Source organism: Actinoplanes subtropicus (assembly GCF_000721705.1).
GTDB lineage: Bacteria > Actinomycetota > Actinomycetes > Mycobacteriales > Micromonosporaceae > Actinoplanes > Actinoplanes subtropicus.
Genome location: NZ_JOJL01000039.1, coordinates 51,060 through 71,999 on the forward strand (window position 1 = coordinate 51,060; position 20,940 = coordinate 71,999).

16 protein-coding genes are annotated in these 20,940 nt (G+C 69.7%); 11 read left to right on the forward strand and 5 right to left on the reverse strand.

Going from position 1 to position 20,940, the window contains the following annotated elements; genetic code table 11:
* Positions 1–37 precede the first annotated feature (37 nt).
* The 6 genes from IH26_RS0141995 (at position 38) to IH26_RS0142020 (ending at position 6,793) form a co-directional block, all read left to right on the forward strand.
* On the forward strand, positions 38–1,306 hold the full coding sequence (locus tag IH26_RS0141995; RefSeq protein WP_030441876.1) for a prolyl oligopeptidase family serine peptidase: 1,269 nt from the start codon (positions 38–40) through the stop codon (positions 1,304–1,306).
* A gap of 104 nt (positions 1,307–1,410) precedes the next feature.
* Positions 1,411–3,207 carry an ABC transporter substrate-binding protein gene (locus IH26_RS0142000; protein WP_030441877.1) on the forward strand — a complete coding sequence of 599 codons (1,797 nt, stop codon included), beginning with the start codon at positions 1,411–1,413 and terminating at the stop codon, positions 3,205–3,207.
* A 16-nt stretch (positions 3,208–3,223) separates the two neighbouring features.
* On the forward strand, positions 3,224–4,234 hold the full coding sequence (locus tag IH26_RS0142005; RefSeq protein ID WP_030441878.1) for an ABC transporter permease: 1,011 nt from the start codon (positions 3,224–3,226) through the stop codon (positions 4,232–4,234).
* Complete coding sequence (locus tag IH26_RS0142010) at positions 4,234–5,154, forward strand: ABC transporter permease (RefSeq protein ID WP_051809484.1); 921 nt, start codon at positions 4,234–4,236, stop codon at positions 5,152–5,154. Before IH26_RS0142005 ends, IH26_RS0142010 begins: the two co-directional genes overlap by 1 nt.
* Positions 5,154–6,026: an ABC transporter ATP-binding protein gene (locus IH26_RS0142015; protein WP_034217123.1), complete on the forward strand. Its 873-nt coding sequence runs from the start codon at positions 5,154–5,156 to the stop codon at positions 6,024–6,026. Before IH26_RS0142010 ends, IH26_RS0142015 begins: the two co-directional genes overlap by 1 nt.
* Complete coding sequence (locus IH26_RS0142020; RefSeq protein ID WP_030441881.1) at positions 6,023–6,793, forward strand: ABC transporter ATP-binding protein; 771 nt, start codon at positions 6,023–6,025, stop codon at positions 6,791–6,793. Before IH26_RS0142015 ends, IH26_RS0142020 begins: the two co-directional genes overlap by 4 nt.
* A gap of 1,304 nt (positions 6,794–8,097) precedes the next feature.
* On the opposite strand, the gene IH26_RS0142025 is transcribed toward IH26_RS0142020, so the two are convergent.
* Positions 8,098–8,439 (reverse strand): hypothetical protein, encoded by a 342-nt coding sequence (locus tag IH26_RS0142025; protein WP_051809486.1) that lies wholly within the window; start codon positions 8,437–8,439, stop codon positions 8,098–8,100.
* A gap of 62 nt (positions 8,440–8,501) precedes the next feature.
* The gene (locus IH26_RS0142030; protein ID WP_030441883.1) at positions 8,502–9,161 is read right to left on the reverse strand and encodes an MSMEG_1061 family FMN-dependent PPOX-type flavoprotein; all 660 of its coding nucleotides are present in this window, start codon (positions 9,159–9,161) and stop codon (positions 8,502–8,504) included.
* Positions 9,162–9,328: 167 nt separating this feature from the next.
* On the opposite strand from IH26_RS0142030, the gene IH26_RS0142035 reads away from it, so the two are divergent.
* Entirely contained in the window at positions 9,329–11,005 is a 1,677-nt protein-coding gene (locus IH26_RS0142035; RefSeq protein WP_245665923.1) for a VWA domain-containing protein, read from the forward strand.
* Positions 11,006–11,663: 658 nt separating this feature from the next.
* On the opposite strand, the gene IH26_RS54670 is transcribed toward IH26_RS0142035, so the two are convergent.
* Both IH26_RS54670 and IH26_RS0142050 read right to left on the reverse strand, forming a co-directional pair.
* Positions 11,664–12,191, reverse strand: a complete 528-nt coding sequence (locus IH26_RS54670) for a gamma carbonic anhydrase family protein (protein WP_245665924.1) — start codon at positions 12,189–12,191, stop codon at positions 11,664–11,666.
* Positions 12,192–12,241: 50 nt separating this feature from the next.
* On the reverse strand, positions 12,242–13,339 hold the full coding sequence (locus tag IH26_RS0142050; protein ID WP_030441885.1) for a phytanoyl-CoA dioxygenase family protein: 1,098 nt from the start codon (positions 13,337–13,339) through the stop codon (positions 12,242–12,244).
* Positions 13,340–13,411: 72 nt separating this feature from the next.
* On the opposite strand from IH26_RS0142050, the gene IH26_RS0142055 reads away from it, so the two are divergent.
* On the forward strand, positions 13,412–14,407 hold the full coding sequence (locus IH26_RS0142055) for a LacI family DNA-binding transcriptional regulator (RefSeq protein WP_030441886.1): 996 nt from the start codon (positions 13,412–13,414) through the stop codon (positions 14,405–14,407).
* Between the two features lie 660 nt (positions 14,408–15,067).
* Here IH26_RS0142055 and IH26_RS0142060 read toward each other — a convergent pair.
* Complete coding sequence (locus IH26_RS0142060; RefSeq protein ID WP_030441887.1) at positions 15,068–17,479, reverse strand: beta-galactosidase; 2,412 nt, start codon at positions 17,477–17,479, stop codon at positions 15,068–15,070.
* A 212-nt stretch (positions 17,480–17,691) separates the two neighbouring features.
* On the opposite strand from IH26_RS0142060, the gene IH26_RS0142065 reads away from it, so the two are divergent.
* The 3 genes from IH26_RS0142065 to IH26_RS0142075 all read left to right on the forward strand — a co-directional run bounded on the left by IH26_RS0142065 (position 17,692) and on the right by IH26_RS0142075 (position 20,938).
* A complete protein-coding gene (locus IH26_RS0142065) occupies positions 17,692–19,008 on the forward strand; it encodes an ABC transporter substrate-binding protein (RefSeq protein WP_030441888.1) in 1,317 nt (438 codons plus the stop codon).
* Positions 19,009–19,069: 61 nt separating this feature from the next.
* On the forward strand, positions 19,070–20,017 hold the full coding sequence (locus IH26_RS0142070) for a carbohydrate ABC transporter permease (RefSeq protein ID WP_051809488.1): 948 nt from the start codon (positions 19,070–19,072) through the stop codon (positions 20,015–20,017).
* Between the two features lie 12 nt (positions 20,018–20,029).
* The gene (locus tag IH26_RS0142075; RefSeq protein ID WP_030441890.1) at positions 20,030–20,938 is read left to right on the forward strand and encodes a carbohydrate ABC transporter permease; all 909 of its coding nucleotides are present in this window, start codon (positions 20,030–20,032) and stop codon (positions 20,936–20,938) included.
* Positions 20,939–20,940: the final 2 nt, after the last annotated feature.

A 20,940-nucleotide genomic window follows, 5' to 3' on the forward strand; every position in this document is an offset into this window, starting at 1 on the left:
GCGATCGCCGCACGGAAGATCGAGCAAGGGAGTCCGCATGGATCCGCTTCCCAGCCGCCGATTCAACCGTCGATCCGTTCTCGCCGCCGGGGCGGGCGCCGCCGCCACCCTCGCCCTGCCCGGCGCCGCCGCCTTCGCGGGCGGCGGCCACCCCACGACCGTGCGCTTCGTCCTCAATGCCGAGACACTCGACGGCGGCGAGCAGGTCGTCGCGGTCACCCTGGACACCGGGCGGCTCGGGCCGATCGACCCGGCGAGCCTCACCACCGGCACGTTCACGGTGCACGCCAAGGCGACCAGCCCGATCCCGATCGCGCCCGGCGACCAGATCTTCAGCGAGTACGACCTGGACCGCCCGGTCACCGCGGCGCGGCTGGACCGGCACGGGAACATCGTGCTCGAGTTGTCGTACGCCGAGGGGCAGCTGGGCGGCGGCACGCTCGGCTACATCCTCAGCAAGAGCCGCAACGTGCGGCTGGATCTCGCGTACACGATCACGCAGAACGCGCCGCTGAGCCGTCGGCACGGCGGGCCGGTCACGATCGGCAGCTTCGTGCAGGGGCGGCTGGTCAACCCCGAGGTCGACGCGTTCAGTTACCACACCGGCGGCGGCCTGAAGTACCGGCTGTACTCGCCGCGCGACTGCCGGGGGCGGCGGCCGCTGATCGTCTGGCTGCACGGCGGCGGCGAGGGCGGCGACCTGCCGGACAACTACTACGACAACGAGACCACGCTGCGGGCCAACCGCGGGGCGCTGGGCTTCGCCACCGCCGAGGCGCAGCGGATCTTCGGCGGGGCGTACGTGGTGGCGCCGCAGAGCACGTCCTACTGGATCGAGGACGGGCCGCGGTTCGCGCCGCAGATCCGCGAAATCATCGGGGATCTCGTCCGCAAGCAAGCAATTGATCTTAAAAGGATTCTGGTCGCCGGCTGCAGCAACGGCGGCTACATGAGCATCGAGATGACCACGGTCTACCCGGACCTCTTCGCGGCCTCGGTGCCGATCTGCGGGGTGGTCGCGCCGTTCACGCCGGGCGGACCGCCGCTGGTGCCGGACTCCGCGCTGGTCAAGATCAGCACGCCCACATGGCTGGTGGCGTCGCTCGACGACGACACGGTCAACCCGCAGCAGAACTCGATCCACGCCCACGACCTCATCCCCCACTCCCGGATCACCCTGTACGACCACGTGATCCGCAACGGTTACCAGTTCCCCGGCCACTGGTCATGGATCTACGTGGCCCGCAACGATCCCAGCATCGACGGCCAGCACATCTGGCAGTGGATGGCGCGGCAACACGCGTAGCAAGATCAATTGATCTCCATATCTCGATCTCTTGACGAGATCGTATCCGGGTGTGATGTTGGTCTCCCGTCTCCGTCACCTCAACCCTGCTTGGGGGCTAGACCATGACTAATGACTCCGATTCACCGGCCGATCCGGCCCAGTGGCTGGCCAGTCGCCGGAGCTTCCTGACCATCGGCGGGCTGGCCGCGACCGGCGTCATCCTCGGGGTCGGCGCGGCCGGCTGCGGGACGGCGAAAACCGGCAACACCAGCGGCACGACCGGCAAGGGCCGCCCCGGCGCCTCCGGCGACACCCTGTTCGTGGCCGGGTTCCAATGGGGACCGCCGAAGACCTTCAACCCCCTGGCCGCCTCGCCCGACTGGCCGACCGCCCAGTTCCAGAGCCAGCTGATCTACGAGACCCTGCTGCGCTTCGACGAGCGCGACGGCTCGCTGCACCCCGGCCTGGCCAAGGGCATCGAGTCGCCGGACGACCACACCATGAAGCTCGCCCTCCAGGACGGCACCAAGTGGTCCGACGGCACCGACCTGACCGCCGACGACGTGGTCTTCACCTTCGGGCTCGGCAAGACCGCGGCGGTCACCTACTCCACGGTCTGGAACTACCTCGACTCGGTCACCGCGGTCGACGCCCGGACGGTCCAGTTCAAGCTGAAGGCCACGCCGTTCAACCCGGGCTTCGTGAAGAACTTCCTCTGCGCCACCTACATCGTGCCCAAGGCCGTCTTCAGCCAGCTCGCCGGGGACAAGGTCACCTCCGACCCCAACCTCAAGCCGGTCGGCTCCGGGCCGTTCCTGATGGACAAGTACGACCAGACCCAGGTCAACCTCAAGCGCAACGACAGCTACTGGGGCACCGCGGTGTGGGGCAAACCGCCGATGAGCACCATCAACCACCCGATCTTCAAGAGCAACAACGACGGCGACCTCAAGCTGGAGAGCGGCGACGTCGACGTCAGCCAGCAGTTCACAGCGCAGATCTGGAAGATGTGGGAGGCCGGCAAGCCGGTCAGCACCTGGATGAAGAAGAAGCCCTACCACCTGCCCGGCAACCTGCCCCTGCTGATCTTCAACCTCGGCAGGAAGGGCCTGGACAACGTCAAGGTCAGACAGGCCATCGCGTACGCCATCGACTACCCCAACATCGCGACGACCGCCATGTCGGACTACTCGGTACCGGCCAACGCCAGCCTGATCGTCCCGACCGGCTACGAGTCCAAGTTCTACAACGCGGACGCGGTCGCGGCCGACGGCTGGAAGTACGACAAGGCCAAGGCGATCGACATCCTGGAGAACGAGCTCAAGGCCAAGAAGGGCTCGGACGGCATCTACGTGCTGCCGGACGGCACCAAGCTGGGCGGCTGGAAGCTGATCACGCCGACCGGGTGGACCGACTGGAACACCACCTGCCAGATCGTCGCCAAGTCGGCCAAGGAGGTCGGCATCGGCATCACCACCGACTTTCCGCAGTTCCCGACGATGTTCGCGGCGCTCCAGAACGGCAACTTCGACGTGGCGATGTTCAACTACACCGGCGTCGGCCCGGCCAGCCCGTGGATCCGGTTCCGCGACGCGCTGGACAACCGGGGGGTGCCGGCCGTGGGTAAGACGGCGTTCTGGAACTACAACCGGTTCACCGACCCGGAGGCCCCGGCGCTGCTGGATGCCGCGGCCGGCGCGAAGACCGACGCGGACGCCAAGGCCGCGTACGACAAGCTCGACGCGATCTACCGGAAGAACATCCCGGTCATCCCGCTGATGTACCGCCCGCTGGAGTTCTTCGAGTTCAACCAGAGCAACTGGACCAACTTCCCGACCGAGGAGAACCCGTACGCCCCGCCGATGTGGCAGGGCGCCGGCATCGAGTGGCTGTTCAAGATCAAGAAGGTCGGCTCCTAGTAACCGGGCGGCACGCATGGCGCTGGCTAAGTACCTCGGCCGCAAGCTGGCCTGGACGATCGTGGTCTTCTTCGTGGCCCTGATCTTGAACTTCCTGCTCCCCCGCCTCATCCCGGGCAACCCGGTCGACGCGATCGTCGGCCAGATCGCCGCGGGCGGGGGAGCCGGTGGCGAGCAACTGCAGAAGATCCATGAGCACTACATGCAGGAGTTCGGCCTCGACAAGCCGCTCTGGGAGCAGTTCCTGATCTACGTCGGGCACGTGCTGCGCGGCAACTTCGGCACCTCGTTCGGCAGCTACCCGGCCTCAGTCAACCACCTGGTCGGCCAGGCGCTGCCGTGGACCATCGCGATCCAGCTGCCGGCCATCATCGTCGGCTGGGTGATCGGCAACGTGCTGGGCGCCCTCGCCGCGTTCAAGGGCGGCTGGCTCGACCGGGGCGCGTTCGTCGGCTCGCTGTTCTTCTCCAGCGTGCCGCCGTTCGCCTTCGCGATCATCCTGCTCTTCGTGGTGGCGGTGAAGGCGGGCGTACTGCCGGTCGGCGGGGCGTACTCGTTCGGGCTGAGCCCGGAGCTGTCGCTGACCTTCTTCGGCGACGCCATCACGTACTTCTGGTTGCCGTTCTGGTCCCTGGTGCTGGTCTTCATCGGCGGCCAGGCGGTCGGCATGCGCTCGATGGCCGTCTACGAGCTGGGCACCGACTACGTCAACTACAACCGCGGCCTCGGCGTACGGGACGGGATCACCGTCCGGTACATCTTCCGCAACGCCATGCTGCCGCAGTTCACCGGCCTCGGGCTGGCTATCGCCGGGTTGATCACCGGCGGGCTGATCACCGAGCTGGTGTTCTCCTACCCCGGGCTGGGCACGCTGCTGTTCAACGCGATCGGGCAGAACGACTACCCGGTGATCCAGGCGATCACGCTGCTGATCACCGTCGCCGTGCTGCTCGCGAACTTCACCGTGGACGTACTCACCGGGTTCATCGATCCGCGGATCCGGGCCGCGCAGAGCGGAGAACGCTGATGAGCTTACGTGGACTGTCGCCGCGCTTCTGGGTCGCGGCCGGCATCGTCGCCTTCGTCGTGCTGGTCGGCGTGCTCGGGCCGCTGATCCTGCGCACCGACCCGGACACCACCGTCGGCGGCCTGTACGACAAGCCGCAATGCTGCGGGAAACTGCTGCTGGGCACCGACAACGAGGGCCAGAGCGTGCTGATCAACCTGGTCTACGGAACGCGTACGTCGCTGATCGTGGGGTTGATCGCGGGGTTGATCGCCACCGCGATCGGGCTCTTCGTCGGGCTGGTCTCCGGCTACCGCGGCGGCTGGATCGACGACGTGCTCTCCGCGATCACGAACGTGGGCCTGGCCATCCCGGCGATCGTGGTGATCATCCTGGTCTCGGTGTCGCTGCCCAAGCGCAACATCTACACCCTGGCGGTGGTGATCGGGCTGACCGCGTGGTTCTGGGTGGCGCGCTCGGTGCGGGCGCAGTCCAGCAGCGTCCGGGAGCGGGAACACATCGACGTCGCGAAGCTCTCCGGCGCCGGGTTCTGGTCGATCCTCGCCCGCGACGTGTTGCCCTACCTTCTTTCGTACGTGGTGATGGCGGCCGTCCTGCAGATCTCGAGCGCGATCCTGTTCGAGTCGACGCTGAGCCTGCTCGGCCTCGGCCCGGGCGACGCGACCAGCCTCGGGACGATGCTCTACTGGGCGATCGCGTGGGGGTCGGTACGCACGGGTGCGTGGTGGGCGTTCGTGCCGCCGACGCTGATGCTCACGCTGATCGTCTTCGGGCTGCTGCTGTTGCAGTCCAGCCTCAACGAGGTGTTCAACCCGCGGCTGCGCCGGGGGCGGGCGGCTCGCCGGCGGATGGTCACCCAGGTGACCGAGCCGGAGACGGTCGGGGCCGCCGGCCTTCTCACCGGAACGGAGCCGCGCTGATGGGGACCCTGGTCGACGCCCGCAACATCCGCGGGGTCTACTACACCGGCGCCAAGGACGTGGTCGCCGTCGACGACGTGTCGATCCGGGTCGAGGAGGGCGAAGTGCTCGGCCTGGCCGGCGAGTCGGGCAGCGGCAAAACCACGCTCGGCTCGATCATCTCGCTGATCGCGCGGCCGCCGCTGCACGTCGAGCAGGGCACCCTGGAGATCGACGGCAAGGTGCAGGAACTGGGCGGCGACGCGCGCATCCCGCGCACCTGGCGGGGCTCGGTGGTGTCCATGCTGCCGCAGGGCGCGATGAACTCGATCAGCCCCACCAAGCGCGTCCGCCACCTGGTGTGGGACGTGATGCGCTCGCACGACCGCCGGATCTCCAAGGAGGTCGCGCTCGACCGGGCCCGGGAGCGGATCACCGCGCTCGGGCTGCCGGTCCGGGTGCTGGACGCGTACCCGCATCAGCTCTCCGGCGGCATGAAGCAGCGGGTCGTCACGATCATCAGCACGCTGCTCAACCCGCGGCTGCTGGTGGCCGACGAGCCGACCTCCGCGCTCGACGTCTCCAGCCAGAAGATCCTGATCGAGATGCTTCTCGAGATGCTCGACCAGAAGTTCATGTCCGGGGTGATCTTCGTGACCCACGACCTGCCGGTCCTCCGCACGGTGGCCACCAAGATCGCGGTGATGTACCAGGGGCGGGTGGTCGAGAGCGGGCCCACCCAGCTGATGGTCGACCGGCCGCAGCATCCCTACACCAAGGCCCTGATGAGCTCGGTGCTCACGCCCGAGCCGAAGTACTCGAAGATCCGCATCGAAGGCATGAGCGGATTCGACCGCACGTCGTTCGACGCCCCGGCGGTGATCCACTCATGATCTATGACGTTTCGCACCTGACCAAGGTCTTCGGCCGCGGTCGCCACCAGGTCCGCGCGGTCGACGACGTCTCGTTCGAGCTCGAAGAGGGCCAGATCACGACGATCGTCGGGGAGAGCGGGTCGGGCAAGTCGACGGTGGCGCGGATGCTGCTCGGGCTGCTGCCGATCACCTCGGGCACGCTGACCTTCCGCGGCAAAGACGTCACCCACCTGCGTGATCGGGCCGAGTACTGGCGGCAGGTCCAAGCCGTCTTCCAGGACCCGTTCTCCTCGTTCAACCAGTTCTTCACGGTCGGGAAGCTGCTCAACCGGTCGATGAAGCTGGTCGGCAAGGAGGCCGGGCAGCAGCGGCTGGAGGAGTCGCTCGGGCACGTCGGGATGGACCTCGAGGTGCTCGACCGCTACCCGCACCAGCTCTCCGGCGGGCAGCGGCAGCGGGTGATGATCGCCCGGGCGCTGATGATGCGGCCGGCGTTGCTGATCGCGGACGAGGCGACGTCGATGCTGGACGCGTCGCTGCGGGTGAACATCCTCAACGTGCTGACGGACCTGCGCGACTCGCTGGGCATGACCGTCTTGTTCATCACGCATGACATCGGGCAGGCCTGTTATCTGGCCGATCGGGTGCTGGTGATGGAGCACGGGAAGATGGTCGAGCAGGGGCCTACCGATGAGGTGATCTTCTCGCCGCGGCACGCGTATACGAAGAGGCTGCTTGCGGATGTGCCTAAGTTGCATTCCGCTCTTGAGCTGGAGCAGCCGTAGGGTCGGGGTGCCTGCCTCGTCGCGGTGAGGCGCCTGTTGCGGTGATGCGGTGCGCGCTTGTATGCCATGGCCCGCGGGTGCCTCGTCGCGGTGAGTGCCGCCCGTTGCGGTGACGCCGTGCACGCGCTTGTATGCCATGGCCCGGGGGTGCCTCGTCGCGGTGAGTGCCGCCCGTTGCGGTGACGCCGTGCACGCGCTTGCTTGCCATGGCCCGCGGGTGCCTCGTCGCGGTGAGTGCCGCCCGTTGCGGTGACGCCGTGCACGCGCTTGCTTGCCATGGCCCGCGGGTGCCTCGTCGCGGTGAGTGCCCACGCGCTTGCTCGCCATGGCCCGGGGGTGCCTCGTCGCGGTGAGTGCCGCCCGTCGCGCTCTGGGATCCGTTGTCGTTGTCGTTTTGTTGTTGCTGTTTGCGGCGTGCGGAATGGCTGGATCTCTCTTTTGGCATAACGCAAGATTGGCATGATCGAACAAGCGTTCGGGCTTACCACCGCGTTTCCGGAAGTGGGAGAATTCTCGTGTGGGACAGCTGGGGTTATTCACAAGGGCCGAGTTGGCCGAAATGCGCGACCGCACCAAGTCGCGCCGTTATTCTCCGGAGAAAGAAGCGTTCCGCCGCGAGCACGAGCGCCGTCGCGCCTGGGGCCTGATCCAGCGACACTCCCGCAAGCTCCGCGACCTCCACGGCGGCGACGGCATCGTGGCACTGACCGCAGCCATGCTCGGCCGCGCCACCCCAGCGTGCGCTCCTCCGGCCCCGCAGAAAGCGATTCCGCCCAACCAGCCCTCAGCGAGCGCGCACAAGCAGGCGTTGAGCCCGTTGGCCGAGCAGCCCACCGAGCCCGTCCCCGCCGAGCCGCTCCCCACCGACGAGCCCTGCCCCGCCGAGCCGCTCCTCACCGAGCCGCTCGCCACCGAGCCTCCGCCGGCCGAGTCGCTCCGCACAGCCGAGCTAAGGCCCACCGAGCCCAGCCCCACCGAGCCTCCCCCGGCCGAGTCGCGCCCCACAGCCGAGCCAAGGCCCACCGAGCCCAACCCCACCGAGCCTCCCCCGGCCGAGTCGCGCCCCACAGCCGAGCCAAGGCCCACCGAGCCTCCCCCGGCCGAGCCACACCCCGCCGAGCCCAACCCAGCCGAGCCTCTCCCCACCGGGCATGGCGGCGAAAACGCGGAACGGCGACAACCGACAAAGGCAGGCCCGACCGCGACTCGTGCACCGATCCGCCGACCGGCCCGCCATTTCGATCTAGGCGTTTCCCGCTGCGGGGCCGACACCCAAACTAATACAACCACGCGCCGCCGCCAACCTATTTTCTTCGCCCTGTGGATAAGGCACAGCGGGCGGCATCCACCATGAATTTCTCGCGCCGAGGATTCAGTTGACCGCAAAGGTTTCCGTGAGGCCAGCCACCGTCACCGACGCTGCAGCGCCGGCCGCCCAGATGACCGTCGGTGGCGAGATGCTCGATGCCGATCTCCCACCGGTCGCAGAAGTCCTTCACCACGTCGGCGAGGTGGCCGTGCCCGTACGCGCCCGGTTCGCCGTCGATGCCGTCCACTCGCGCCGCCTTGAGATCGGCAAGCGTCTCGTTGACCCCGGCCGCGGCGTTCTCCAGCGGCCCGAGATCGACGCGGAAACCGTCGGACACAGCTCACCCCCGGTTCGTCGCCAGGCTCCCAGCGTGGGCGCGGCGTCAAGGGTCGCCGCCCGTCACTCGTACCGGTACTTCAGTGCGTCCTCCTCCCTCTTCTCGATGTCGGCGATCGTCAGCTCCGGCATCCGCAATTGCGCCAGCGTCACCTCAGCCGACGTCGGCTGGGCGTCCGCCGCCAGCCACTGCTCCGGCTTCCACACCCCGCCCCGCAGGAAGGACTTGGGACAATGTGGATAGACCTCCTCTATCCCCAGCACCAGCGCACTCACCGGCGGCTTGCCCACCGCCGTCAGCTGCGTCAGCAGGTCGGGGCGCGTGGACACGCAGGCCCGCCCGTTCAGCCGGAGCGTCGTGGTACGCCCCGGAATGACGAACAACAACCCGGCCCGTCCGGTCGCGACCACGTTCTGCAAAGTGTCCAGGCGCTTGTTGCCGGTCGCGTCCGGGATCGCCACCGTGCGCGAGTCCAGGACGGCGACGAACCCGGGCGGGCCGCCGCGCGGGGACACGTCGCACCTGCCCGAGGCGTCCACGCTGGCGACCAGGACCAGCGACGCACAGGCGATCAGCCGCCGAGTCTGGTCGGTGAGTTCGGTCATCTGCTTGCGCAGGGCGGCCTCGTTGGGGAGCTCGTAGACCTGGCGCAACGCGTCGTGGTCGGGCACGGCGTCGAGGCGCAGCGAGTCGAAGGCGCTGGCGGTCTGGGACAGTGTCATGCCGCCCACGGTACGGATTTGCCCCGGGAACCGATCACCCGTACGCCGATTGCTATTTGCATGATCAGTGAATTTACTGGCCGGTAACCCCATGGCCTTCCGGGGGCGTGGCCGATCATTATGGCTCGATGCCTGGCCGACATCGAGAACTTCATCGCACCGGACTCGTGATTGCCGCCGCCGCGCTCGCCGTGGTCGTGGTGGCCGGCGGATCGTGGGCGGGGTATCGCGCGCTGGCCGGCAAGAGCTGCACGGCGACCGAGAACGTGCGGGTCGCCGCCGCCCCCGAGGTCGCCTCGGCGGTCTCGGCTGCGGCCACCGCCTGGGCCAAGGACGCCCGGGTCGGCACCGAGTGCGTCAAGGTCGAGGTGAGCCCGGCCGATCCGGCCGCGATGGCCTCGGCGGTCGGCAGCCAGCACGAGATCAACCTGGGGCTCACCGGCAGGGCGAACGTCCCGGCCGACGTCGACGTGTGGATCCCGGACTCCAGCACCTGGCTGCTGCGGATCGCGGCGGAGGCGCCCGGGTTCACGCCGACGCCGCTCGGCTCGGTCGCGGAGAGCCCGATCGTGCTGGCCATGCCGGAGACATCGGCCGCGGCGCTGGGCTGGCCCGCGCGTACACCCGGATTGAAAGATCTTGCCAGGAAGCTGGCGACCGACCGGAGCGTGCGCCCCGCGATCGTCGACCCGGGCAAGGACGCGACCGGGCTGTCGGGGCTGCTGGCGCTGGCCGGCGCGGCGGGCACGGACGCCTCGGCGGCCACGCTGAAGGTCGGCATCATGCGGGCGCTGTCGGCGAACAGCTCCAGCATCCGCTCGGACATGCTGCAGAAGTTCCCGCAGTCGGCGGACGCGGTGGGCACCAGCGTCGGGCTGGCGCCGCTCGCCGAGGCGGACGTGATCGCGTACAACCGGGCGAAGCCGGCGATCGGCCTGGCCGCGCTCTACGCGCAGCCGGCGGCGGTGGTGCTCGACTACCCGTTCGCGGTGATGCCCGGCGTCGACCCGCGGAAGGCGGACGCGGCGAAGGCGGTGCGCGGCGCGCTGGTCACCTCGGCGTACAAGAACGACCTGGCCAAAGCGGGCGTACGCGCGGCCGACGGCACCGAGGGCACCGGCTTCCCCGCCCCGAGGAGCGCCCCGGCCGACGTGCCACCGCCCGCCGCGCAGAACCCGGCCACCGTCTCCGCGGCGATCGGCCAACTGCTGGGCAGCTGGACGGCGATCACCCAGCCGGGCCGGCTGCTGGCCGTCTTCGACGTGTCCGCCTCGATGAACGCGAAGGTGCCGACCGCCGGCGGCCTGACCCGCGCCGAGGTGACCCGCGAGGTGGCCCGGCAGGGCCTGGCGTTGCTGGACGACCGCTGGTCCGTCGGCAACTGGACGTTCTCCACCGACATGGTCGGCACCCGCCCGTGGAAGGAGAACCTGCCGATCTCCTCCTGCGCCACCCACCGGCCCGACCTGCAGCGGGCGATCGAGAAGATCGTCCCGAAGCCCGGCGGCGACACCGGCCTGTTCGACACCGCGCTCGCCGCCTACCAGGCGGTCCAGAACGGCTGGCAGGCCGGCGTCTCCAACTCGGTGGTCATCTACACGGACGGCAAGAACGACAACCCCGGCGGCCTCACCATCGACCAACTGACCGACCGGATGACCAAGCTCCGCGACCCGAAACGCCCGGTCCGCATGATCATAATCGGCATGGGCACCGCCATCGACCGCGGCGAACTCGAGGCCATCACCAAGGCAGCCGGCTCCGGCGGCGTCTTCATCGCCACCGACCCAGCCAAGATCGGCGAGATCTTCCTGCAAGCCATCGCCAGCCGCAAAGGCGCCTAAATCAAAGTCAACTTCCCTTGACCGTACGAGTGAGCCGGGCCCCGCCTTTTCCGGCGACCTAGCTGCCGTCCCGACCCCGTGCCGCCCGCATCCGGGCGGAGCTGCAACTCAAGCAGGCCACCCCAGGCGCGCCCCACGCCACTGCCGCCGCTCACCGCCCATGCCGCCCGCACTCACGCCACCCACCGCCGCCCACGCCGCCCGCACTCACGCCACCCACCGCCGCCCACGCCGCCGCCCGCTCACGCCGCCGGCCGCCGCCCCCGACGCTGTCGATCTTGGGGAGGAAGTGTTCGGAGCGAGCGCCTGCGCAACTCCCTTGCCACGCGTCCCCGCGACCTAGGAGGCTAAGTGTTCGGAGCGGATACCTACCCTCCACCCTTGCAGCGCCTTGCCCGAGACGCCCGGAGGCATCGCGTCCGGCGAACGGCAGCGCCCACCCGACAAATCGGGAATATCGCTAATGTCGGACTGCTGCTGGCGGCATCGGCGGGTGCGGGCCGGATACGTGGACGGCACGGAGCCGATCGACGGGATCGTCGAAGCCACGCGGGCCCGCCCGGCGGCCGCGCGCGGAGGGTGAGTTGCACCCAACTCGCGCAGCACCGGGGACCTGTCTGACCCGTACGGCCAAGGGGTTTGGACGTTGAATCTCCGCTCAGAGCTCGCGGTCGTCCCGGTGGGCGCCGTAGAAGGCCGTCTGCCGGGCCATGATGTCGCGCATCGACGTGCCGCGCGGGACGCCGTACACCGTGCCGGGGAAGTCCAGCGGCATCTGGACCGCCCACAGTTCGTCGTGGCGGTCGGGGGAGAACAGCTCGGCCGGGTCGCCGGCCGCGATCCAGCCGATCGGCACGACCGTGCCGGGTTCGAGGCGTGAGTTGACGTGCAGCACGCTGTTGACGCGCAACTCCGCGCCCGCGCCGGGGAAGAGCGACGCGCCGGTGGCCACGAAGACCTCGTCCTCGACGGTGGCGCCGTTGACGTGGGGGTGCGGGCCGATCAGCACCGCTTCGCCGATCGCCACAGGGTGGGCGGACCGGCCGCGGATCAAGGCGTGTTCCATCACCACCACGTCCGCGCCGAGGGTGATCGCGCCGTCCTCGGCGGTCAGCACGGCGTGGTGCAGGATCCGGGCCCGCTCGCCCAGGATCACCCGGCCGCAGCGGACGGCGCTCGGCGCCACCTAGGCGGACGGCGGCACGGCCGGCCGCTCGCCGCGGTGCTCCAGGAGGCTCATCCGACCGCCGTCAGTTCGCGGTCGAAGCGCGCGTCGTCCCAGCGGTCGGCGAGCGCCTCGCGTACGACATCCGCTTGGGTCTTCGGAGCGAGCCCGCCGACCGGCTGGTGGATGTCCAGGTTGGTGGGGAAGGCGTAGCCCTCGGCCGACGCCGCGATCACGTTCTCGGCCGAGCCGGTGTAGTGCCGCAGCACCGGGTACAGCACCCGCAGCATCGCCGCCCGGTCCACCGTCTCCATCGCGCGACCGAACGCCGACGACACCTGCAGCAGGTTCGCCATCCGCCGCACGTCGGCCGACCGGTTGGTGCCGGCGCCGTGGAACAACGCCGGGTTGAAGAAGGCGGCGTCGCCCTTGGCCAGCGGCAGCTGCACCCGGTGATCGTCGAAGTAGGCGGTGAACTCGGGCTGGTGGTAGGCCACGTACCCGGCCGGATACCGCTGCGAGTACGGCAGGTACAGCGTCGGCCCGGTCTCCACCGGCATGTCCACGTGCGCCACCGCGCCCTGCAGGGTCAGCACCGGTGACAGCGCGTGCACATGACCGGGGTAACCCAGCGCCTGGTCCCGGGACATGAACCCGAGGTGGTAGTCACGGTGCGCCACCTGCGCCATACCGCCCGGATTGACCACATTGATCTGCGAAGTCACCTGGTACGCGGCACCCAGCCAGGCCCGGCAGACCAGCGCGAGGGTGTCGTTGTCGTAGTAGGCGGCGAACGCGGCCGGGTCACGCAACGCGAACTTGTCGAGCGCGCCCCACACCCGGTCATTGGCGCCCGGCTTCGCGAAGTGGTCGCCGCCGGTCACCCCGGCCGCCTTCTGCAGGGCGATCAGCTCCTCGAAGACCCCGGTCGCCCGGTCGACCACGGCCGCGTCGAAGGCTCCTTGGAAGACCACCACGCCAGGCCCGTCCATCAGCGCCCGGACCAGCTCGGACTGCACCTCGCGGGTGTTCGGCAAGCGGCCCGGGTAGATCAGCACGTTCTCGGCCAGGTCGATCGCGTGCGGGTAGTCGCTCAGCTCCGTCTTCTGCTCGCAGACCAGCCGGAAGACCTCCAGGTCGCAGTCCGCGGCGGTGAACCAGGTCGTCATACCGTCACGCTAGGTCACCGCTCGACGCCGCAGAAGCTTGAAAAACCCTCAAAACAACCTCATCGTGTACGGGTGAAGCACCGGTACCGCATCCGCGAGATCGCCGCCCAGGCCGGGCTGAGCGAGGCCACGGTGGACCGGGTGCTGCACGACCGGCCCGGCGTGCGGGAGAGCACCGCCCTCGAGGTGCGCCAGGCGATTGCCGACCTCGACCGGCAGCGGACCCAGGTGCGCCTCGGCGGCCATACCTTCATGATCGACGTGGTGGTGCAGGCGCCGGCCCGGTTCTCCGCGGCGATCCGCGCCGCGCTCGAGGCGGAGCTGCCCGGCCTGCGCCCGGCCGTGATCCGCGCCCGGTTCCACCTGCTCGACGGCGCCTCGCCCCGGGACGCCGCGGCGGTCCTCGGCCGGGTGGCCCGCTCGGGGTCGCACGGGCTGATTCTGAAGGCCCCCGACGTACCGGAGATCGTGGCGGCGGCCCGCCGGGTGCCCGCCGCGCTGGTCACCCTCGTCACCGACCTGCCCAGCACCCGGCGGATCGCCTACGCCGGCCTGGACAACCGGGCGGCCGGGGCGACCGCCGCCTACCTGATCCAGCAGTGGCTGGGCGACCGCTCCGGCGACGTGCTGGTGGTGCGCGGCCGCGGCGAGTTCCGCGGCGAGGCGGAGCGGGCGGCCGGCTTCCGCGCCGAGATGGGTTCCCGCCGGCGGCTGCTGGAGGTGATCGACGCCCCGGACGGCCCGGGCGCGCTCGATCCGGTGCCACGGTCCGTCCGGGCGGTCTACTCGATGTACGCGGGGGCCGGCGGCAACCGGGCCGTGATCGCGGCGTTCGAGGGGCGCGGCTACGACGTCTTCGTGGCGCACGACCTGGACGACGAGAACGTGGTGCTGCTCCGCGAGCGCAAGATCTCCGCGGTGCTGCACCACGACCTGCGGGTCGACCTGCGCCGCGCCTGCCACGCCATCCTGCAGGCGAACGGCGTTCTACCCGGCCCGGTCCGCACCAACCCGTCGGCGATCCAGGTGATCACCCCATACAACGCGCCGCCGGTGGAGTTCGGATGAGACTGCAACAAATCTGCAAGTCGGATCCACTGACTGCCATTTATGGCCGGTGGGAGTCAGCTCCGCGCCCGGCCGCCGGGTCCGGACGGGCCCCGGCTTGCCAGGGCCGGTGGCCGCGACACCAGCCCAGCGCCCGGCCGCCGGCTTCAACGGGCCACTGCTCGCCAGGGCCGCCGCCACCACGACAGCTCCGCGCCCGGCCGCCGGGTGGGCCCGTGTGGCTCCACGATCCCGCCGTTCGTCTCCTGCCGATCGCGATCCCACCCGTATCCGCACCCCCGCACGACGCTCGCGGCAGCCCGATCTTAGCGACATTTCGGATTTATCGTGCTGCCTGCTCCCAGCGCACCGCACACCACGTTGCCGAGACCGAGTGACGCGCCCCAAGAGCGGTGAGGAAGTGTTCGCTCCGGACACCTAGCTTTCAAGGTCGCGGAGATGCACGGCAAAGGAGTTGAGTAAGTGCTCGCTCCGAACACTGGCTCTCCAAGATCGAGCGCGAGCGCGGAGCGAGTGCGAGTGCGGAGCGAGTGCGAGTGCGGAGCGAGTGCGAGTGCGGAGCGAGTGCGAGTGCGATCGCGAGTGCGGGGCGAGCGCGAGTGCGGGGGCGGGGGGATCGGGCTCGCGCGGAGGGGCAAGTGGATCAGGGGCGGGATGGGATTAGGGGTGGGATGTGGGGGTGGGGTCGTCGGGTTCGCGCCAGAGGGGGTGGGTGCGGAGGCGGACGGAGTCGATTGCCAGGAGTTGGCCGTCGGCGGTGGCCAGGCGGTTGCGGGCGTCGGCGGGGAGCGAGATCGTCGAGCCGGTGGCCAGGGGCAGGAGGTGCAGGGTGAGCGTGGCGCCGGGGTGGAGGCCGGCGTCGCGGAGGTTGACTATCCACTCGGAGCCGTCCCAGAAGCGGTCGGTTACCGTGCGACCGTCCACGCGCAGCTGGCCTACGTCGCCGGCCCAGCGCAGGTGCAGGAACGTGTCGGCCGAGCCGTCGGTGGCCCAGGTCGGCAGCGGCAATCGGTAGACGGCGGCCAGCTCGTCGAACGCCTCTGGGGAGGGCGCCGACTGCCGGCCGTCGAACTTGCCGTAGGCGACGGGCACGGCACCTCCGGCGGCACGGACGAGTTCGGGGATGATGACCGACAAATCTGATTTGTCGGCGGAGTCGGCGGGAGGGGCCTCCACCGATCCGGACAAGTCCGATTTGTCGGCCAAGTCGGCGTGGACGGGGAAGGGGCCCTCGAGGGTGAGCTGGCGGAAGCCGCGCGCCGCCGGGTCGTAGACCTGGACCCGCAGGCCCGTTGACGAGATCCGGCCGGACGGGCCCCAGCTCAGCTCGTCCGGCGACAGCAGCAGGCGCCGGGCGGGGCTCGGGTCGTCAAAGGAGCGCGGACCGTCGAAGGAGCGCGGGGCGGGCGACCCGCCGGGGCCGTCCGAGCAGACCCACACCTCGGCGGCGACGGCGGCGGGCAGGACCAGCAGGTCCAGCTCGCCGCCGGCCGCCCGGAGCCGGACCGGCGACAGGGCCGGCTCGACGGTGGCGACGGTGCCGCCGACCGAGTAGGAGACCTCGATGCCGGCCTCCGCGACCAGCACGAGCGTGGGCACCGGGCCGGCCAGCACGGTCAGCGCCGACGCGGTCGCCCAGTCGAGCCGCACCCCGCCGAGCGTGAGCCCGAGCGGCCAGCGGGCCAGCGTCCCCGGCGGGATGTCGACCGGCGCCGCCGGCAGCTCCAGCGTCGCGGAGTCGAGCCGCACCGAGAACTGCGCTCCCCGGTAGACCGGCAGCGGCACGTGCGGCTGGTGCCAGGCGATGAACAGGAACCCGCTGGTCCCGTCGCTGCGCAGCGCCCACCGCAGAGTCTGCGAGTCCTCCACCCCCGTCGGCCGGAGGAGCGGCAGGCTGGACGGCATCTCGGCCAGCACCGACCCGAACGCCGCCAGGAACGCGTGCTGCGACCGCAGCGCCGCGTGGCTCGCGGCCAGCAGCCCGGCCTCGCCCACCGGCGCGTGGAAGTCGTAGCCCAGGCGCTGCATGTCGTTCGGGTAGCCGGTCGCGTGCGACTCCTGCATGCCGTGGTCGCCCGGCGGGTTGGTTCCCCCGGCGTACATGTAATAGCCCTGCCAGGCCGAACCGTTGCCGATCTTGCAATGCGCGATGGTCGCGATGTCGAGGGCCGCCGGCCTCGGCCGGCGGTGGTAGGCGGTGGCCATGCCGCCGCCCAGCTCGCAGGTCGCGGGCGGGAAGAGCTCCGATGGCGTACGCGGATGCGACCGGTCCGCCCGCATCCCCTGCAGCTGCAGCCGCCGCACGTCGGCGCCGATCCCCGGGTCGTCCCAGACGTGCGAGAAGAAGTAGTGGTCGCGGAACGTCGGGTCCCAGGGGGCGTCCGCGTCCACCCAGAAGCCGTCGCCGTACCCGCCGTAGAGCGGCAGCACCTCCTCGGCCGGCAGGTCGGCGCTGCCCCAGGCGGTCGCGGTCCACAGCGGCGCGGACATCCCGGCCTCCCGGGCCAGCCGCTTGAGCGTGACGATGTGCCCGGGCTGGTCGTACAGCTCGTTCTCCAGCTGGATGCCGAGCCCGGAACGGCCGTCGAGGGCGTGCGCGATCTGCCCGAACCATTCGCGTACGAGGGAAAGGTAGGCCGGGTCGTCGGTGCGGTGACGTACCGGAGCCTGCTGCACCCAGTCGGGGAAACCGCCGTTGCGCGACTCGCCGTGGCACCACGGCCCGATCCGCAGGACCACGTCGAAGCCCTCGGCCACGGCGAGGTCGAAGAACGCGGCCAGGTCGAGGTTCCCGTCGAAGCGCGGCAAGCCCCGGTGCTCGACGTGGTGCAGCCAGAAGACGTAGGTGGCCACCACGGTCACGCCGCCGGCCCGCATCTGCCGTAAGCGGGTGAGCCACCGCGCCCGCGGGACGCGGCTGTAGTGGATCTCGCCGGAGACCGGGATGACCGGCACGCCGTCGCGGGTCAGGTAGCGGCTGGTCAGCGAGACACCGGGCCGGACGTCCTCGTCGTTGCTCATCCGCGGCCGCCGGAGCGGCCCGGACCAGGCGTGGTGGGCGACGTTCAGCACTGGTGACTCCTTTTGAGCGATGACGACTGTAACCGGTCACAGGCGCCTGGCCCCGCACGATACAGCCTGTTAACGGGTAGGACGCAAGGGCTTGACAATTGCGGGGCCGAGCAGCACTGTAACCGGTCACAGGTCCTGTTCGGTGACGCACGTCTCCCCCGGCAGCGACCGCGGCCGCACCCCTCCCGCGGCCGTCCGATCGAGGAGGATCCATGAAGAAGACATTCCTGCCGCTCGCCGGGGTTCTCACGGCGGCGCTGATGATGACCACCGCCTGCTCCGGCTCGAGCGACAAGAGCACCGGCACCAGCGCCACCAAGGCGGCCGAGAAGGTCGAGCTGACCTACTGGACCTGGGCGCCGAACATGGACAAGGTCGTCGAGGGCTGGAACACCGCGCACCCCGACATCCACGTGACCGTCAACAAGCAGGACGGCGGCGACCCGGCCGTCACCAAGCTGCTCACCGCGATCAAGGCCGGCAGCGGCGCCCCCGACGTCATGCAGGCCGAGTACCAGAAGATCCCCACGCTGGTCTCGGCGAACGCGCTCGCCGACATCAGCAAGGAGGCCGGCGGCCTCAAGGCGAAGTTCCCCGACTCGGCCTGGAACGCGGTGACGCTCGGCTCCGCGGCGCTGTACGGCGTACCGCAGGATTCCGGCCCGATGATGTTCTACTACCGCACCGACGTCTTCCAGAAGCTCGGCATCCAGGAGCCGAAGACCTGGGACGATTACGCCGCGGACGCCCGTAAGATCCACGCCGCGAACGCCAAGCAGTACCTGGGCACCTTCTCGGCCAACGACCCGGGCTGGTTCGCCGGGCTCTCCCAGCAGGCCGGCGCCTCCTGGTGGGGCATCAACGGCGACACCTGGTCGGTCGCGATCAACGACGCGAACACGCAGAAGGTGGCCAACTACTGGGGCGGCCTGGTGCAGGAGGGCGTGATCGACAACAAGCCGATGTACACCCCCGAGTGGAACGCCGCGCTCAACGACGGCACCCAGGTCGGCTGGGTCAGCTCGGTGTGGGGCCCGGGCGTGCTCGAGGGCAGCGCCAAGAACACCAAGGGCAAGTGGAAGGCGGCCCTGATGCCGCAGTGGGACGCGGCCAGCCCGGCCAACGGCAACTGGGGCGGCTCGGCCACCAGCGTCACCTCGCAGAGCAAGCACAAGGCCGAGGCGGCCCAGTTCATCGCCTGGCTGAACACCGACCCGGCCGGCATCCAGGCGCTGGTCACGCAGGCCAACGTCTACCCGGCCAGCGTCGACTCGTCGGCCGCGCTGACCTCGCCGCCGTCCTTCCTCTCCGACCAGACCGACTTCTACTCGATCGCCGCCGAGTCCGCGAAGATCACCAAGCCGTTCACCTACGGCCCGAACGTCAACGTGGCGTACTCCAGCTACAACGACGCCTTCGGCAAGGCCGCGCAGTCCAAGAAGGCCGCGGACTTCCCGGCCGCGCTGGCCACGATGCAGCAGACCACGCTCTCCGACATGAAGAACACCGGGTTCAAGGTCTCCGGCTGATCCTGTTCGACGGGGGTGCGGCCGGCGCCGCACCCCCGGCTCCTGACGGAAGGTGACGACTTTGACGGCGTTTCCCACTTCTGCACGTACGCCTCGCGTCGAGTCCCGCGGCGGCCGGAAGGCCGGGGCGCCGTACCTGTTCCTGGCGCCCGCGCTCATTCTGTTCGTGCTGTTCCTGCTGGCGCCGATCCTCTACTCGGTGTACCTGAGCCTGCGCCGGGTCAAGGTCAGCGGTCTGGGCCTCGGCCTGGGTTCCCGGCACGAGGTGTGGGCCGGCTTCAGCAACTACGTGCGCTCGCTGACCGACCCGGACTTCCTGCCCAGCGTCGAGCGGGTCTTCGCGTACGGGATGATCGTGGTCCCCACCATGCTCGGCCTGGCCCTGCTGATGGCGCTGCTGCTCGATGCCGGCCGCACCCGGGTCGGCACCTTCTCCCGCACCGCGATCTTCCTGCCCTACGCGGTACCGGCCGTGGTGGCCTCGCTGCTCTGGGGCTTCCTCTACCTGCCCCGGGTCAGCCCGATCACCGACGTGCTGACCCACCTCGGCATCACCCCGCCCGACCTGCTTTCCGACTCGTGGGTGCTGTACGCGGTGGCCAACATCGCGGTCTGGGGCGGCACCGGCTTCAACATGATCGTGCTGTACACCGCGCTGCGGGCCATCCCCACCGACCTGTTCGAGGCGGCCCGGCTGGACGGCGCGTCGGACATCCAGATCGCCTGGCGCATCAAGATCCCGATCGTGCTGCCCTCACTGATCATGACGTTCGTCTTCTCGCTGATCGCCACCCTGCAGGTGTTCGCCGAGCCGATGACGCTGCGGCCGCTGAGCAACACCATCTCGACCACCTGGACGCCGCTGATGAAGGTGTACCGGGACGCCTTCACCCGCAACGACGTCTACTCGGCGGCGGCCACCTCGGTGGTCATCGCGCTGGCCACCTTCGTCCTGTCCTTCGGGTTCCTCAGGCTCGTCGGGAACCGGGCCTTCAACCAGGAGGACTGAGCTGTGCCTACCATGTCCACCGCCACCGCCGTGCCGGCCGTCCCGGCCACCGCCCCGTCCCCCGCCGCCGCGCGCCGCCGCGGCCGGGGCAACCGCCGGATCAGTCCGGCCGCCACCATCCTGCTGCTGCTCGGCGCGATGTACTGCCTGTTCCCGGTGCTCTGGGTGCTGATCGCCTCGTCCAAGAGCTCGGGCGAACTGTTCAGCACGTTCACCCTGAAGCCGAGCAGCCACCTGTTCGACAACATCCGCGACCTGTCGAACTACCGCGACGGGCTGTACTGGCGATGGATGGCGAACACCGCCCTGTACGCCGGGGTCGGCGCCGTCGCGTCCACCTTCGTGTCCGCGATGGCCGGGTACGCGCTGGCCAAGTACACGTTCCCGGGCAAGCGGTTCGTCTTCAACCTGATCCTGGCCGGGGTGCTCGTGCCCGGCGTCATCCTGGCCATCCCGCAGTACCTGCTGCTGGCCAAGGTCGGGATGACCAACACGTACTGGTCCGTGCTCCTGCCCAGCATGATCACCCCGTACGGGATCTATCTCTGCCGGATCTTCGCGGCCGCGGCCGTACCGACCGAGGTCCTGGAGGCGGCCCGGATCGACGGTGCCGGCGACTGGCGGTCCTTCGCCGGCGTGGCGCTGCCGATGATGCGCTCCGGCCTGGTCACGGTGTTCCTGTTCCAGTTCGTGGCGATCTGGAACAACTTCATGCTGCCCTACATCATGCTCGGCGACGACAAGCTGTACCCGCTCACCGTGGGCCTCAACGGCCTGCTCAACCAGGGCGCGAACCAGCCGTCGATGTACATCGCGGTGGTCACCGGGGCGCTGTTGTCGATCATCCCGCTGATCGTGCTGTTCCTCGCGCTGCAGCGCTACTGGCGGGTCGACCTCGGCGCGGGCGCGGTGAAGGCATGAGT

Bases quoted from the DNA above. Each gene is read 5' to 3' on its own strand.
- IH26_RS0141995 (WP_030441876.1), top strand. From the start codon at position 38: ATGGATCCGCTTCCCAGCCGCCGATTCAACCGTCGATCCGTTCTCGCC.
- IH26_RS0142000 (WP_030441877.1), top strand. From the start codon at position 1,411: ATGACTAATGACTCCGATTCACCGGCCGATCCGGCCCAGTGGCTGGCC.
- IH26_RS0142005 (WP_030441878.1), top strand. From the start codon at position 3,224: ATGGCGCTGGCTAAGTACCTCGGCCGCAAGCTGGCCTGGACGATCGTG.
- IH26_RS0142010 (WP_051809484.1), top strand. From the start codon at position 4,234: ATGAGCTTACGTGGACTGTCGCCGCGCTTCTGGGTCGCGGCCGGCATC.
- IH26_RS0142015 (WP_034217123.1), top strand. From the start codon at position 5,154: ATGGGGACCCTGGTCGACGCCCGCAACATCCGCGGGGTCTACTACACC.
- IH26_RS0142020 (WP_030441881.1), top strand. From the start codon at position 6,023: ATGATCTATGACGTTTCGCACCTGACCAAGGTCTTCGGCCGCGGTCGC.
- IH26_RS0142030 (WP_030441883.1), bottom strand. From the start codon at position 9,161: ATGACACTGTCCCAGACCGCCAGCGCCTTCGACTCGCTGCGCCTCGAC.
- IH26_RS0142050 (WP_030441885.1), bottom strand. From the start codon at position 13,339: ATGACGACCTGGTTCACCGCCGCGGACTGCGACCTGGAGGTCTTCCGG.
- IH26_RS0142065 (WP_030441888.1), top strand. From the start codon at position 17,692: ATGAAGAAGACATTCCTGCCGCTCGCCGGGGTTCTCACGGCGGCGCTG.
- IH26_RS0142075 (WP_030441890.1), top strand. From the start codon at position 20,030: ATGTCCACCGCCACCGCCGTGCCGGCCGTCCCGGCCACCGCCCCGTCC.